Source organism: Campylobacter sp. 7477a, assembly GCF_014892335.1.
Taxonomy (GTDB): domain Bacteria; phylum Campylobacterota; class Campylobacteria; order Campylobacterales; family Campylobacteraceae; genus Campylobacter_A; species Campylobacter_A californiensis.
This window is the reverse complement of record NZ_JADBJH010000005.1, coordinates 108,018-122,550: the sequence shown is the minus strand read 5'-3', so window position 1 is coordinate 122,550 and position 14,533 is coordinate 108,018. Positions and strand designations below refer to the sequence as shown.

Sequence of the window (14,533 nt, the reverse complement as noted above, 5' to 3'; positions counted from 1 at the left end):
CAAACAAATCTAAATTTTTACAAAACCGTATGGCATTAGCCGAGGCAGGATATGTTGTGGCAAGTATCGAGTATCGCGTTGCCCCAGAAGTAACATTTCCCAAGTCATTGATGGATGTGAAAAGCGCTATTAGGTTTTTACGAGCGAACCACAAGCGTTTTGGCATAGATCCGGAGCATATAGCTGTTATGGGCAACTCTGCGGGTGGATATTTAGCCGCGATAACCGGCACTACAAATGGACTAAAAGAATTTGAAGATGGCGAAAATTTAGATCAAAAAAGTGATGTTAAAGCGGTTATTGATATATACGGCTTATCTGACCTTAATAAAATCGGATACGGATATGAAAAAGAGCTTGAAGAAGAGCATTACTCAGCCAGCGCACCTGAGGCAATATGGCTAAACGGTATGGCTACAAATTCAAGAACCAGCGGCAGTATACTTCAATATCCTAAACGCGCAACCGCTGCTAATCCAATAACTTATATAAATAAAAACACACCGCCTTTTCTTATAATGGTCGGAGATGAAGATAGGCGTGTGTCGCCAAATCAGTCAGAACTCATGCATGAAGCTTTGCTAAAAGCAGGAGTGCAAAGCAAGCTTTATATCATAAAGGGCGCGGATCACGGTGGAGTCGAGTGGGTGCAGGATGAAATTTCAAATATCATCTTTAAATTTTTAGATGAAAATTTAAAGAGATAAATTTACAAACATGAATGCCATGGATAAATTGGAAATTTCAAAAGTAAAATCGGACATATTATGTTTTATTAACAATAAATTGTTTTTAAATTTAGACCAAGATAGTATTATTTCCTTGTCCGAATAAGAAAACCTCCTTTTTGTAGCAATTAAGCCCCCATTTCCCCCAAGGGGGCTTTTGCTTTTATACCCTCTTTTTAACTTTCTTTGTTATAATTCCAAAAACTAAATTAAGGATAACAATGCTTACACATTTAGATGAGAAAAATCGTCCAAAAATGGTTGATGTTAGTCCAAAAGAGCCGACTCTTAGGATAGCAAAAGCAAGCGGCGTCATAAAAATGAGCAAAGAGGCTTTTGACGCCGTTAAAGAAAATACCGGCAAAAAAGGTCCGGTGCTTCAAACTGCCGTTATCGCCGCTATAATGGGTGCGAAAAAGACAAGTGAGCTTATACCGATGTGTCATCCTCTGCTTATAAGCGGGATTGACTGTGACATAGAAGAGCTTGGCGACATAAATGCATTTAAATTATATGTTAGCGTGAAGATAAACGGCAAAACCGGTGTTGAGATGGAAGCACTTACCGGTGTTAGCATAGGACTTCTTGCGATATATGACATGATAAAGGCGATAGATAAAACGATGCAAATAACAGATATCGTGCTTGAGAGTAAGAGCGGAGGTAAAAGTGGCGAGTATATGCGACATTAATAATCAAAAACCAACCATAAGTTATCCTGTATTTTGGGAATACAAGGTTATATTTGACGCAAAAGATGATGCGAAAAAGAGAGTTTTGGATATAGTTGGCAACAGGGAACACAAGCTCGTTTTTTCTAAATTTAGCAAAGATAAAAAATACGCAAGCTATAACGTAAATGTTCTTGTTTTTGGCGATGAGGAAAGACTTGAGATATTTTCAGCACTAAAACATAGTGCAAAATTTGTTTTATAGGAGCAAAAAATGATCGAAAAACTAAAAAGTAATTTAAAAATTTATAAAGACAGCGATGGGCTATTAACAAGTATGAAATCCCTTGCTTTTGAATACTGCAAAGACGTTAAAGGGGTTAAAAGCGGAGAGCTAAAAGACGCTTTACAAACAAAGATGAGTGAAGTTTTGTTAAGCTTGCAAGAGGAAAATTTAGCAAGCGCTAAAAATTTAAAAAATGCCATGGAAGGGCTAAATCAAGCTCTTGTTGGCGATAAAGAAGATGAGCTTTTTGCGCTTTATGATAAAAGGGATGAAATTTTAAATGCTATAAAATTAAAACAAGAAGAGATAAAAAATACTTTGAAATTATCTTTTGAAACTGCCGAAGAGGTAGTTGCTAAAAATGATTTTGAGGGCAAAGAAGAGATATTAAATTTATTAAATAACGCGATAATCCGCGAAACTAGAATGCTTGGAATTTTAAAAGAAAGCGCTCAAAGTGCATTTTTAACGACGATAGAAAGAGCAGAGGACGTAAATGATACCATCTTGCAAATAGCTAAAAATATGACTTATGTTGCTATATTGGGCGGTGAATTTAGCAAAAACAGAATGCTTGAAATTTCAAAAACCATCATCGTTGCAGCTTGTGAAGTCGCAAACGAAGGTCATATATTTTCAAAAGAGTTGGTTGACGGCTCGGTAAATGGCGTAAAAGAGGGAATTTTAAAAGCTATAGAAAAGCTAAAAGACGAAACCAAATTTGCCCCTGATGAGCTAAAACTAAACAGCGAACTAGCGCAGCTTGATAAGATCGATGAGGACTTTATCGCCATGCTTAGGCATATAGACGATATTTCAGACGGTTCGGCTAAAAATGAAATTTATAACATTTTAAACACCGAACTTGATACAAATTTCGCAAGGCTTAAACGCATGAGTGAGCAAGCAAGCGAAGAGATAAGAAACCGTATCGAAGAGATCAAGTCAAATCCAAACATTACCTCGCTTGTAAACGCGGCAAATGAGAAATTTAACGATATTAAAAACGAATTTAACGAGCGAAGTAAGAAATTTAAAAGCGAATTTGATAGTGGCGAAAAGATAGCCGACTTTGAGAAAAAGGCAAATGAGAAATTTGAAGAGTTAAAACAAATGGACATAAAAGCCGAGGCTAAGAAATTTGGAGATAGAGCTTACAAAGCAGCTAAAGACTTTTTGTCTAATATCAAAAAAAGATAAAGAGTAAGGCGGTAAAGTCCGCTTTTTGGCTTATTTTTTACTACTTGCAAGATATAAAGGCTCTAATTTTTTGGCTATCTCTTGCAAGTCTTTTATACGACTTTCGTTTGACGGGTGAGTGCTTAAAATTTCAGGCACGCCTCCTGAAGCGCCTATCTTGCTCATCTTTTCCCAGACTTTAACTGCTTCATTTGGATCATATCCGGCTCTTGCCATTAGTTCCGTGCCTATATGGTCGGCTTCGGTTTCGTGAGAGCGAGAAAAAGGTAGTGTTATAGTGTATTGTGTTGCGATATTTAGAGCTTGTGCTCCAACGTCACCAAGCCCTGCGGCTTGCGATATGGCAAAAATTCCTATATTTTTAAGTTGATCGTGGCTTGCTTGCTCACGACTGTGTTCTCGTAGTGCATGAGCTATCTCGTGTCCGACTACGGCTGCGATTTGTGCGTCATTTAGACTTAGTTTTGTGATAAGTCCGCTATAAACCACTATGCGACCCCCAGGCATACACCATGCGTTTAGTGTGTCTTCGTTTATGACGTTTGCTTGCCAGTTCCATTTTAACGCATCTTGTCTAAACACGCCTGTTTGGGCGATCAGTCTTTTTGAGATATTTTGAACACGTTTTGTTAGAACCGGGTCTATGTTTAAAGTTCCTTTTGTTTTTGCACTGCTTAAGGTTTTAACGTAAGCTTGCGCCGCACTCTCGTCCATAACCGCAGCTGATATTAAAAGCAGTTGTTTTCGGTCTGCTCCAACTGTGCCAGCGCCTGTAGAGCTTGTAAAACAGCCTGTAAAAAGCGTTAAAACTGCACATAAAGTAAGTAAAATTTTTCTCATCGTGTTCTCCTTTTATTTGTAGCCGATGTTTTCTTCAAATTCTTTTAGACGTTTGTATATCGATCTAAGTTCGGTTATAGTTGTCCAGTTTGATATAAATACCGAAAAACTGCTACGCACCTGTGAAAATGCGTTGCTAACTTGCACAAGTATGCCAAGAGTTATCATCCCCGTAAAAAGCCCGCTTCCCATTATCATATATGGCACTATAACTAAAATTTGTGAAAATGAAATAAGCCAGATATTAAAGTAGCCATAATGTAGAAACAAACGGTAGTAGTTAAATTTAAGCCCCGTAAAAAGCTCGACGATAGTCTCTGATCTAGCGTAATTAACCTTGTCGTTTTCGGCAAAAACAAGCTCTTTTCTAAAGGCGGCTTCTACTTTTTGGTTATTATACTCAAGATGAGGAAGCTTAATGCCGACAAACCAAGATATGATAAGACCTCCTATGCTTACTCCAAGTGCTATCCATACAAGTGAGCCGGGTATGTCTTTGATGTATGGTAGATCAACCTTGGAGCTAAGCCCCCAAAGAACTGGTGTAAACGCAACAAGTGTCATGATGGCGCGAAGCACATCAACACCCAGACTTTCCATTATCTTTGCGAAGCGATAAATGTCCTCTTGTATACGTTGCGAGCTGCCTTCGACGTCGTATTCGCATTTTTGCCAAAATTTAAGATAGCTAAAAGTCATCGCTTCTCTCCAGCGAAATACCCAGTGGCTTGCGAAAAACGATATCACCATATATGTCAAAACATAAGGCATGGCTATATAAATAAAGTTAAAAATTTCTCGCCAAAAGTCATCTATCGTATGATCTTTGATATTTTGCATGATGTCGTAAAAATTTTTATACCATTCGTTTATGGCGACATTTAGGTGCGTTTGGTAAACAAGTAAAGCGATGATAAAAGCTGCTCCACCGTAAGCCCACAACAACCATTGTTTGGATCTAAAAAATGAAACAAACATAAATTCCCTTACAAATTTTTGGCAAATTATATCAAAAAACAGGTAAAGGAGTTTTGGTATATTATTTGGTTTAAATTTAAAACTATTTTGTAGAATTTACTAAAATTTTACAATACGAAGGAGTAAAATGAAATTTTTAGTTAAAGTTGCGACAGTTGCGTCGCTAGTTGCGGTTTCGTCTTTTGGTTCGAATTTGCTTGAGGTTTATAAATCGCCTACTTGCGGTTGCTGTTCTAGGTGGGAAGCGGTTATGCAAAAAGACGGTTTTGAGACAATTGAGTATAAGGTGCAAGATACGGTTGCCCTAAAGAAAAAATTTAACGTTCCGCTCGAGCTTTCAAGCTGCCATACGGCGATTATTAGCGGATATGTAGTAGAGGGACATGTTCCTGCGGCAGAGATAAAAAAACTACTTGAGATAAAACCAGAGGGCGTTATAGGCATAAGTGCGCCTGGAATGCCGCTAGAAAGTCCAGGTATGGAGCAAGGAAGCGAGCCTGATAAATACGATATCGTATTATTCAAACAAGACGGCACAAGAGAAATTTTTGCTACATATATCGGAAGCAAAAAGATACAATAACTTCTAAAAGAAATTTAAGTGCAAAAATTTGCACTTAAATTTTTTATTTTACTCTATAATATAACTTACAAAATCATCATTAACTAGATAAATTTAATATAGGAGAAAAATATGCACACGCAAATTAATGAAAAACCACTCGATAAAATTCAAGACAGCGTTTTTAAATTTGTAGATAGCCTAAAAACCGTCATCATCTCAAGCCTTAACTCAAAAGGGCAGTGCGTGAGCTCGTATGCCCCCTTTGTAAGAGAGGGCGATGAAATTTACCTTTGTCTAAGTTCTATTGCCGAGCACTACTCTTCACTAAAAGCTAGTCCAAATAAAGCTTCGTTGCTATTTTTAGAAGATGAAAGTACTGCAAAGACTATTTTAGCAAGAGTTAGGCTAAGCATAAAATGCGAGGTTGATTTTATAAAAGACGAGGCAAAAAGAGATGAGTATTTTGATAAGTTAGCCGCAAAAAATCCAAACGAAAGCGCATTTGTTTATATAAAAAACATGAAAGATTTTTATGTCGTAAAAGCTAGTTTAAAACAAGGGCGTTTTGTAATAGGATTTGGCGCGGCTTACGATACCCTTGGTTTAAAAGTTATAAAAGGCTTGCAAGAAATGTATCCGCACGAATGCAGGTAAATTTAAGTGATCATAGTAAAGATAGCTAAGAGGATATTTTAATGAAAAAGATAGTTGTGTATTCGTCATTAACCGGCAACACAAAGAAATTTGCCAAGGCTATAGCAGGTGAGCTTGGTTGTAAGGCTGTGTGCTATAGTGACGAAGCAGCTAAAAATTTGGATGATTTTGATTTTATCGCGGTTGGTTACTATATCTATAAAGGCACTATAGATACGAATTTTAAACGTTTTATACAAGAAAATATAAAAGGTAAAAATGTCGGGCTTTTTATAACTCTTGGAGCTAGAGCTGATAGCGAGCATGCCGCAAAAGCGTTAAAGGATGGCAAGAAACTACTTGAAGATGGACAAAATAGTGTGATTAGAGAATTTATCTCCCAAGGGGCAATAAGTCAGAAATTTATAGACGAGATAAGAGTTGCGGCTTTAAAAACTAGCAATAAAAAGCACTATAAGATCACCTCTTCACGTGAAGCTAGATGGAAAGAAGCAGCCTTGCATCCTGACACAAATGACATCATAAATGCTAAAACTGCATTTAGAGGAATTTTATAAATACACGGTTTTACGCAATTTAATACAAAAGAGAGGTTTTATGCCACCATTTTTTGAAATTTAAATACTTTTTGCTATAATGTGGCTTTTAAATTTTAACCATTAAGGATCATAATTGCACCCCAGTAGCGACAGTTCGCTTTTGATGATATTCCTCGCAGTTGTATTTATTTTATTAAATGCCTTCTTTGTTCTTTCAGAATTTTCTCTTGTCAAGATACGCAAAACTCGCCTTGAAGAGCTCATAAAAGAAAAAACTCCAAACGCTCAGCTTGCCTTTGATATGTCAAACCAGCTTGATACCTATCTAAGCGCAACGCAACTTGGCATAACACTTAGCTCGCTGGCTCTTGGCTGGATCGGTGAGCCTGCCGTTGCTAGAGTGATAGAGGGACCGCTTAAAAAATATTTGGATATGAGTGATTTGCTCATTAGCACGGTTGGTTTTGCGATAGCTTTTACTATCATCACACTACTTCATGTTGTAGTGGGTGAGCTGATACCAAAGTCTATAGCTATAGCAAAAGCCGAAGTATCGGTGCTAAGGATAGCAAAACCTCTTCATGTTTTTTGGGTTATATTTTCTCCTGTGATTAAAACATTTGACGCTCTAGCCATCTTGGGTCTTAAAATTTTAGGCATAAAACCGGCTAAAGAAAACGACCTTGCACACTCTGAAGAGGAGATAAAGATCATAGTCGGAGAGAGTCTAAAAGGCGGAGTTCTTGATAGTTTTGAAACCGAGATCATAAAAAATGCCGTCGACTTTAGTGACACGGTCGCAAAAGAGATAATGACACCTCGTCGCGATATGGTTTGCATAAATAAGCAAAGAGGCTTTGAGGAAAATTTAAAGATAGTTTTTGACTCAAAATACACCCGCTATCCTTATATAGACGGAAGCAAAGACGTTGTGCTTGGTATGATACATATCCGCGATATCCTTGAGATACACTTTGGTGATAAGGAGAGAAATTTTGACGGTATAGTTAGGGAATTTCTTATCGTGCCGGAAAGCCTCTCCATATCCAAAGTTATACTGCTTATGAACAAAGAGCAAAAATCAGCCGCGCTTGTTGTTGATGAGTATGGTGGGACTTCGGGAATTTTAACCATGGAAGATATCATGGAAGAAGTCCTTGGCGATATGAATGACGAGCATGACGATGCCAGCGAGCAGTATAAGAAAATAAATGATGATATTTACGAATTTAGCGGTAGGTTCGAGCTTGAAAGTATCGAAGAGATGTTTGGTATAACATTTGACGAAGCTACTGAGCAAGTTACCATAGGTGGCTATGTATTTAACCTAATCGGTCGATTGCCTGTTGTGGGAGACCGCACAGAGGATGAGAATTTCTTCTATGAGGTGCGAAAAATGGACGGCACTAGTATCTTGCGTGTAAAAATTCGTAGGAAAACTTTACAAGAGGAAGAGTAGTTTCTCCTCTTTTTTCTAAATATAAAAATTTATACGATAATTTTACTTAAAATTGATAAAATTTACGATTTTACTCTTTTTTACTCCTTTTACTTAAAAAAAATCATATTTAAACTGAAATTTTAATTTTAATTGTATAATTTCAACACCGAACTATAAGGAGGAAAAATGAGAGTAGTTCAAGCAGACGAGATAACAAAAGTTGTTAGCGAACTTTGCAAAAAAGCTTGTTATGTCGTTACTGATGATATGAGAGCAGCTTTTAAAAAAGCACAAGCAAATGAGAGTTCACCGCTTGGTAAAGACATCATAGGCAAAATTTTACAAAATGCCGATCTAGCCGAAAAAGGCGTTGCTCCGATATGTCAAGATACAGGTATGACCGTTGTTTTTGTAGAAATAGGACAAGATGTTCATATAGAGGGTGGTTACCTTGAAGATGCTATAAATGCAGGCGTAGCAGACGGATATGTTGGTGGTTACTTACGTAAGTCTGTGGTTGCAGAGCCACTTTTTGAGCGCAAAAACACGGCAAATAACACTCCTGCGGTTATAAATACACGCATCGTTCCAGGAGATAAACTTAAGATCAAAGTTGCTCCAAAAGGCTTTGGTAGCGAAAACAAATCAATCCTTAAAATGTTAGTTCCAGCAGATGGGATCGAAGGTGTTAAAAGGGTATTTTTAGAAGCTGTTAAACTAGCTGGTCCAAACGCCTGTCCTCCTATGGTAGTAGGCGTAGGTATCGGTGGAACAATGGACAAAGCAGCGCTTCTTTCAAAACTTGCAGCCGTTCGTTCAGTAGATAGCAGAAACCCTGACGAAAGATACGCAAAACTAGAAGACGAGCTTCTTGAGATGGCTAGACAAACAGGAGTGGGGCCACAAGGTATGGGTGGCGATAATACCGCTGTTAAAGTCAATGTTGAATGGTATCCAACTCATATCGCGGGTCTTCCTGTAGCTGTAAATATCAACTGCCATGCTGCTCGCCACGCAGACGCTGAAATTTAAGGAGTTAAAATGTCAGAAATCAAAAGAATAACCGCACCATTTGATAAAGAGGTGGTAAAAAGCTTAAAAGCAGGCGATAATGTACTAATATCAGGCACTATCATAGCAGCTAGAGATGCGGCCCACAAGGCTCTTACAGAAACTTTAGCTCGCGGAGAAGCGCTTCCTGTGGATCTAAGAGGCGAGACTATATATTATGTTGGACCAACGCCTGCAAAAGAGGGTCAAGCTATCGGTGCTGCAGGCCCTACAACTAGTGGCAGAATGGACAAATACACTCCGACTATGATAAACGAAGTCGGCATAAACGGCATGATCGGTAAAGGCTATCGTAGCGAAGCGGTCGTAGATGCTATGAAAAAATCAGGTTGTGTTTATATGGTAGCTATCGGCGGAGCTGGTGCGTTAATTAGTCAAAGTATTAAAAAATACGAGGTACTAGCTTACCCTGAGCTTGGACCTGAAGCGGTTGCAAGACTTACTGTCGAGGATTTCCCTGCGATGGTTGCGATAGATAGCGAAGGAAATAACTTCTACGAAGCAGGTCAAGCACCTTATAGAAAGATCTAAATTTTAAAATTTCATGCTTAAAACCTGGCATTTGTCTGTTTTGTATGAAATTTATTCTAATATACAAAGTCGCAAAGTTGTTTTATAAAATTTAACTTTGCGACTTAAATCCCAAATTTATGAAAGAAATTTAATAATATCCCAAACATAGAGTTTCGGTTAGTTTGATCCGTTTTTCAAAGGGTGTAGGAGAGAAAAATTTGCACTTTTCGATGTAAATTCTTAAATCATAATCAAGCCACAAATCATCATAAAATTTCTTTAAATTTATAAATTTTATCCCACAAATTTGATGTAGCTCTACAAGCTCGTAAAATTTTGATTTGTTCGAGCTTACAAGGTGTGACGGCGCTAGTGCGGTAAATGAGCAAAATGCGCTTGTTAACACAAGTCCGTTTAGTGGTGTGCATTTTTTAGCGACGTCTTTAAATTTATCAGGTATCGTCTTTTTATGTAAAAAAACTACTCGCGAGTTTTCAAATTTAGCCGAGATAGCACCTTTCCAAAATAGATATGCGTTTGATGAAATTTGAGCATTTATCGCAAATTCTGCGCCCAAGATATACTCATCTAAAAATTCATTTGGTGCTAGGATTAGTTTCATTTTTCTCACGCAAGTATTGGTTTTTAACATTTTAGCATAAAAAGTAGGTGCGGTATCGCTTTTTTATTGACATAAATAATTAAAAAAGTGTAAGATTTTTAAAATTTTACATCCAAGGACGACACATGAAAAAAATCATACACACAAACAATGCCCCACAAGCTATCGGACCATACTCTCAAGCCGTTATGGCAAACGGTTTTTTATTTATTTCAGGTCAGCTTGGAGTAACAGCGGCTGGCGAATTTGTCGGTGTTGATGTAAAGTCGCAAGCAAGACAAAGCATGGAAAATATCAAAGCGATACTTTCTGCAGCGGATTTAGACTTTACGAATGTTGTAAAAACTACTATATTTTTAGCCGACATTAATGATTTTGCTACGGTAAATGAAATTTATGCTAGCTATTTTAGTGGAGACTTTCCTGCGCGAAGCACGGTAGCTATCAAAACTTTACCTAAAAACGGACTTGTTGAGATAGAAGTTATAGCAACACAAAAATAATAAAGGTCCAAAATGAACGAAATAGAGCTAAAAAAACAGGGGAAAATAGCGCGTTTAACAAATAAAACGTTTAAATTTGATCCGCGTATAGCAGATGGGTTTTATACGGCAAGATATTTTTTGAAAATCAACAAAATCATAAAAGAAAATTTGCCAAACCAGCATGTTACCATGCAGTTTTTTCAGCGAACCGATGATATCGTCTTATGCGGTATAGATGAGGTTGTTTCGCTCATTCATACCTTTGCAAAAGAGCCGGGTAAACTTAAAATTTATGCTTTAAACGACGGCGATGTCGTTTGTGCGGGAGAGCCTGTTTTAAAAATTAGCGGTGCGTATGAGAATTTTGGATTTTTAGAAAATATCATTGACGCGACATTGACTCGCAGAAGTTGCGTTGCGACAAACGTGGCAAATGCCTTAAAGGCTGGTGGCGGCAAGATCGTCTTTTCTATGGCGGATCGTCAAGATGATATATCTACGCAAATCGGCGATGGATATGCCACCTTTATCGCCGGGGTTGATAGAGTTTCAACTGACGCTCAAGGGCTTTGGTGGGGAGGAAGCGGTATGGGCACCATGCCTCATGCGCTTATTCAGATGTGCCAAGGAGATGTGGCAAAAGCGTGTAAAATTTATGCCAAAACATTTCCTGATGAGCTAGTAACTGCATTAGTAGACTACAATAACGACGTCATAACGGACGCTCTTGCGGCAGCACGCGCGATGGGGGCGAAACTTGGTGCAGTTAGGGTCGATACCTCTAAAAATTTGATCGATAAGTATTTTGAGAGCAAGGATACGAGTAAATTTGATCCGCACGGAGTGTGTAAAGAGCTTATTTTTGCACTTAGAAAGGCGCTTGATGAAAATGGCTTTAAACACGTTAAGATCGTTGTTAGCTCAGGATTTACTCCGCAAAAAATAGCCGAATTTGAAGAGGCAAATACTCCGGTTGATATTTACGGAGTAGGAAGTTTTACTGTAAAAAACGATATTTGCGGATTTACTGGAGACCTGGTTGAGCTTAACGGTAAAGAGGAGGCTAAATTTGGACGTGGCGAAGTTACCTCAAGTCGCTTGCAAGAGGTGGAATTTATGCCAAATTTATAAATTTAGTATCTAAATTTATGCCGGCTTAAACACTTTACAAATATCGGCTAAAAATTTATCATTTCGCGAATGCATAAATTTATGCATTCGATTTGTTTTACGGTAGGTCAAATAGCAAAAATTCTGCTTTTCTTTTCACACTTTATCTTTAAAAGTATTTCATTATTTAAAGCAACGCCGTCAGCCTTGCCAAGCTCATGTTCGTGTAAATTTAGTTTGCCGTTTACGACTTGTAGCCAGTAATTGCGGGCGCTATTAAGAGTGATATTAAGCTCTTCGTTTTGTAAAAGATATCTATGTAGCCACATGTCTTGATGAATTTTAAATGAGCCGTTATCGCCGTTTGGCGAAAGCACTAGCGTGTGTTTTTCGTCGTTAAATTTTCTTTGCTCGTAGCGCGGTTTTACGCCTTTTATGTTTGGTCTGATCCAAATTTGATAAAGGTGAAGCTCTTCATCTTTCTCGTTCGTTTTAGAGTGAACGATACTTGTTCCGGCACTTATTATTTGAAATTCGCCTTTGCTTAGCTTTTTTTGTTGCCCATGCTGTCAGTGTGAGTAACGACACCGCTTAAGATGTATGTTAGAAATTTCCATATTTTCATGTGGGTGCGCACCAACGCCTCGATGTGAAGCGATGATGTCGTCATTTATAACGCGAAGTGCGAAAAACCCCATAAAATCACGATCAAAATAGTTTGCAAACGAAAACGTATGACGGCTTTTAATCCAGTCAAAACTACCGGTGTATCGTTCATTGGTTCTTCTTGCGTAGATTATTTTTGTCATTTTTGCTGCAATACAGGTTGCGTGGGTAACAAAAAACACAACAAAAGGTAAAAAATTTATTCTTTAAACCATTTTTAGATACAATCGCCAATAAACAAAAGGATAAATTTTGAAAAATTACAAGCTAATAAGCGTCGCTCACTCGCCCGACGCCGATGATATATTTATGTATATGGCGGTAAAATTCGGCTGGATAAGTAGTGTGAATTTACGTTTTTCAAATACCGCTCTTGATATTCAGACACTAAATGAAGAGGCTCTAAAAGGCACTTATGACGCGACAGCGATAAGCTTTGCACTTTATCCTCTCATAAAAGACGAATACGCTCTCTTGCGAACTGCCGTTAGTTTTGGTAACGGTTATGGGCCAAAGTTGGTGAAGAAAAAAGGCGTGAGCTTAAAACGAAATTTCAAGGTGGCATTAAGTGGAGCACATACGAGCAACGCACTTTTGTTTCGCATAGCATATCCTAATGCCCGCATTGTTTATAAAAATTTCTTAGAGATCGAAAGTGCTGTTGTTAGTGGAGAGGTTGATGCGGGAGTGCTTATACATGAAAGCATTCTTGATTTTAGTAGTGAGCTAGAAGTTGAACGTGAAATTTGGGATATCTGGTGTGAGTTTGCAAAAGAAGAGATACCGCTACCGCTTGGAGGCATGGCGGTTCGCCGAAGCTTACCTTTAACAGACGCGATAGAGTGCGAGCGGGTTTTAACTGAGGCTGTTCGTATAGCGACCGCACATAAACCGTTTTTATCGCACATGTTGATGGAAAGAAATTTGATACGTGTCGATAAAGAGAAGCTAAAAACATATCTAAATTTATATGCAAATGAAAGTTCTGTAAGCATGGACGAGGTGGCTTTAAATTCTTTAAATAAACTGTTTGAGATAGGCTATAAGCACGGTTTTTATCCGCAAATCATCGATGCACACGACTATCTTATCCCTAAAGAATACAACGAGGTAAGGTTTAGCTAATGCAAAGCACTCTGGTTGCACTTGGCATAGAGACTTTTAAGATAGCGCTTTATCTAAGTTTGCCTATGCTACTTTGTGGGCTTATCGCGGGTTTGCTTATATCGATATTTCAAGCGACTACACAGATAAACGAGACAACGCTAAGCTTTGTTCCTAAGATCATTCTTGTTGTTGTCGTTATTATCTTTCTTATGCCGTGGATGGTTTCGATGATGGTTGAATTTACCACGCGTATGATTGATTATATCCCGGAATTTGTCCAGTGAAGCGCATTATAAATTTTGCTAAATTTAGCTCCGTAAAGATAGGCGGAGAGCATGAGGTTGCGGTTGTAGATAGCATAGATAATGATGTCAGAGATGCTGTTTTGATAGGTGGCGCAAACAACATTTTAATCTCGCCAAATCCTCCAAAAATGGCGATACTTTCAAAGAAATTTGACTATATAAATTTAAACGGCGATGAGCTTGAGATAGGCGGTGCTAGCAAGAGCGGCAAGATCTTTAGTTTTGCCAAAAAGCACGATATCGCTGGATTTGAAATCCTGCAAAATATACCTGGCACTCTTGGTGGATTAGTCTTTATGAATGCAGGACTTTTGGGGCTTAGTATAAGTGATAGCCTTACTCACGTTTTACTGGCTAGAGGCTGGGTGCCAAAGAGTGAGATAGACTTCTCGTATCGCCATAGCGGTATTAACGAGCCGATATTTGGGGCTAAATTTAAGATCAAAAAAGGTTTTTTGCAAAGTTTTGCCGACGAGATAAATAAGAAACGATCTGATCAACCAAAAGGGGCTAGCTTTGGAAGCTGCTTTACTAATCCACAAGGTGACTTTGCGGGACGGTTGATTGAGGCGGTTGGATTAAAAGGACATGCTATCGGCGGAGCAAAATTTAGCGAAAAACATGCAAATTTCTTGATAAATTTTAATAATGCGACATTTTTTGATGCAACCGAGCTTATAGAGTTGGCCAAAAGACGTGTTTCTGAGAGCTTTGGCATAGAACTAAAGACTGAAGTTGTCATACTTTAAGGT

The 14,533-nt window shown here is 38.2% G+C and carries 19 protein-coding genes and 1 pseudogene; 15 read left to right on the top strand and 5 right to left on the bottom strand.

Annotated elements, in window-relative coordinates; genetic code table 11:
* The 4 genes from CCAL5182_RS03650 to CCAL5182_RS03635 all read left to right on the top strand — a co-directional run.
* On the top strand, positions 1 to 707 hold a 707-nt coding region (locus CCAL5182_RS03650), incomplete at its 5' end, for an alpha/beta hydrolase (protein WP_336610281.1).
* A 242-nt stretch (positions 708 to 949) separates the two neighbouring features.
* A complete protein-coding gene (moaC, locus tag CCAL5182_RS03645) occupies positions 950 to 1,420 on the top strand; it encodes a cyclic pyranopterin monophosphate synthase MoaC (RefSeq protein WP_169972035.1) in 471 nt (156 codons plus the stop codon).
* Positions 1,398 to 1,664, top strand: a complete 267-nt coding sequence (locus tag CCAL5182_RS03640; RefSeq protein WP_336610280.1) for an HP0495 family protein — start codon at positions 1,398 to 1,400, stop codon at positions 1,662 to 1,664. The genes moaC and CCAL5182_RS03640 overlap by 23 nt, the downstream gene beginning before the upstream one ends.
* A 9-nt stretch (positions 1,665 to 1,673) precedes the next feature.
* A complete protein-coding gene (locus tag CCAL5182_RS03635; protein WP_336610279.1) occupies positions 1,674 to 2,885 on the top strand; it encodes a hypothetical protein in 1,212 nt (403 codons plus the stop codon).
* Positions 2,886 to 2,915: 30 nt separating this feature from the next.
* Here CCAL5182_RS03635 and CCAL5182_RS03630 read toward each other — a convergent pair whose 3' ends face one another.
* Both CCAL5182_RS03630 and CCAL5182_RS03625 read right to left on the bottom strand, forming a co-directional pair.
* Positions 2,916 to 3,725, bottom strand: a complete 810-nt coding sequence (locus CCAL5182_RS03630) for a M48 family metallopeptidase (protein ID WP_170015971.1) — start codon at positions 3,723 to 3,725, stop codon at positions 2,916 to 2,918.
* Between the two features lie 12 nt (positions 3,726 to 3,737).
* Entirely contained in the window at positions 3,738 to 4,703 is a 966-nt protein-coding gene (locus CCAL5182_RS03625) for a putative transporter (protein ID WP_170015969.1), read from the bottom strand.
* 127 nt (positions 4,704 to 4,830) lie between these two features.
* On the opposite strand from CCAL5182_RS03625, the gene CCAL5182_RS03620 reads away from it, so the two are divergent.
* The 6 genes from CCAL5182_RS03620 to CCAL5182_RS03595 all read left to right on the top strand — a co-directional run bounded on the left by CCAL5182_RS03620 (position 4,831) and on the right by CCAL5182_RS03595 (position 9,504).
* Positions 4,831 to 5,286 carry a DUF411 domain-containing protein gene (locus tag CCAL5182_RS03620; RefSeq protein WP_336610278.1) on the top strand — a complete coding sequence of 152 codons (456 nt, stop codon included), beginning with the start codon at positions 4,831 to 4,833 and terminating at the stop codon, positions 5,284 to 5,286.
* Positions 5,287 to 5,397: 111 nt separating this feature from the next.
* Entirely contained in the window at positions 5,398 to 5,922 is a 525-nt protein-coding gene (locus CCAL5182_RS03615; protein ID WP_336610277.1) for a pyridoxamine 5'-phosphate oxidase family protein, read from the top strand.
* 41 nt (positions 5,923 to 5,963) lie between these two features.
* Positions 5,964 to 6,479, top strand: a complete 516-nt coding sequence (locus CCAL5182_RS03610; protein WP_336610276.1) for a flavodoxin family protein — start codon at positions 5,964 to 5,966, stop codon at positions 6,477 to 6,479.
* A gap of 115 nt (positions 6,480 to 6,594) precedes the next feature.
* Entirely contained in the window at positions 6,595 to 7,920 is a 1,326-nt protein-coding gene (locus CCAL5182_RS03605) for a hemolysin family protein (RefSeq protein ID WP_169936945.1), read from the top strand.
* Between the two features lie 168 nt (positions 7,921 to 8,088).
* The gene (locus CCAL5182_RS03600) at positions 8,089 to 8,934 is read left to right on the top strand and encodes a fumarate hydratase (RefSeq protein WP_170015959.1); all 846 of its coding nucleotides are present in this window, start codon (positions 8,089 to 8,091) and stop codon (positions 8,932 to 8,934) included.
* Positions 8,935 to 8,943: 9 nt separating this feature from the next.
* Complete coding sequence (locus CCAL5182_RS03595) at positions 8,944 to 9,504, top strand: Fe-S-containing hydro-lyase (protein WP_169936941.1); 561 nt, start codon at positions 8,944 to 8,946, stop codon at positions 9,502 to 9,504.
* 130 nt (positions 9,505 to 9,634) lie between these two features.
* Here CCAL5182_RS03595 and CCAL5182_RS03590 read toward each other — a convergent pair whose 3' ends face one another.
* The gene (locus CCAL5182_RS03590; protein ID WP_336610275.1) at positions 9,635 to 10,108 is read right to left on the bottom strand and encodes a cysteine permease; all 474 of its coding nucleotides are present in this window, start codon (positions 10,106 to 10,108) and stop codon (positions 9,635 to 9,637) included.
* Between the two features lie 125 nt (positions 10,109 to 10,233).
* On the opposite strand from CCAL5182_RS03590, the gene CCAL5182_RS03585 reads away from it, so the two are divergent.
* Both CCAL5182_RS03585 and CCAL5182_RS03580 read left to right on the top strand, forming a co-directional pair.
* Positions 10,234 to 10,611 carry a RidA family protein gene (locus CCAL5182_RS03585; RefSeq protein WP_169936939.1) on the top strand — a complete coding sequence of 126 codons (378 nt, stop codon included), beginning with the start codon at positions 10,234 to 10,236 and terminating at the stop codon, positions 10,609 to 10,611.
* A gap of 12 nt (positions 10,612 to 10,623) precedes the next feature.
* A complete protein-coding gene (locus CCAL5182_RS03580; RefSeq protein ID WP_336610274.1) occupies positions 10,624 to 11,724 on the top strand; it encodes a nicotinate phosphoribosyltransferase in 1,101 nt (366 codons plus the stop codon).
* Positions 11,725 to 11,831: 107 nt separating this feature from the next.
* Here CCAL5182_RS03580 and CCAL5182_RS03575 read toward each other — a convergent pair whose 3' ends face one another.
* Positions 11,832 to 12,080, bottom strand: a complete 249-nt coding sequence (locus CCAL5182_RS03575; RefSeq protein ID WP_336610285.1) for a hypothetical protein — start codon at positions 12,078 to 12,080, stop codon at positions 11,832 to 11,834.
* 81 nt (positions 12,081 to 12,161) lie between these two features.
* A pseudogene (locus CCAL5182_RS03570) lies at positions 12,162 to 12,512 on the bottom strand (pirin family protein); the annotation flags it as partial.
* Between the two features lie 109 nt (positions 12,513 to 12,621).
* Between CCAL5182_RS03570 and CCAL5182_RS03565 the strand changes: the two are divergent.
* From CCAL5182_RS03565 to CCAL5182_RS03555, 3 genes are read left to right on the top strand one after another with little or no spacing between them, the layout of a single operon-like run.
* On the top strand, positions 12,622 to 13,494 hold the full coding sequence (locus CCAL5182_RS03565; RefSeq protein WP_169936935.1) for a menaquinone biosynthesis family protein: 873 nt from the start codon (positions 12,622 to 12,624) through the stop codon (positions 13,492 to 13,494).
* Entirely contained in the window at positions 13,494 to 13,760 is a 267-nt protein-coding gene (gene fliQ, locus CCAL5182_RS03560) for a flagellar biosynthesis protein FliQ (RefSeq protein WP_169936933.1), read from the top strand. The genes CCAL5182_RS03565 and fliQ overlap by 1 nt, the downstream gene beginning before the upstream one ends.
* A complete protein-coding gene (locus tag CCAL5182_RS03555) occupies positions 13,757 to 14,530 on the top strand; it encodes a UDP-N-acetylmuramate dehydrogenase (protein ID WP_336610273.1) in 774 nt (257 codons plus the stop codon). Before fliQ ends, CCAL5182_RS03555 begins: the two co-directional genes overlap by 4 nt.
* Positions 14,531 to 14,533 lie beyond the last annotated feature (3 nt).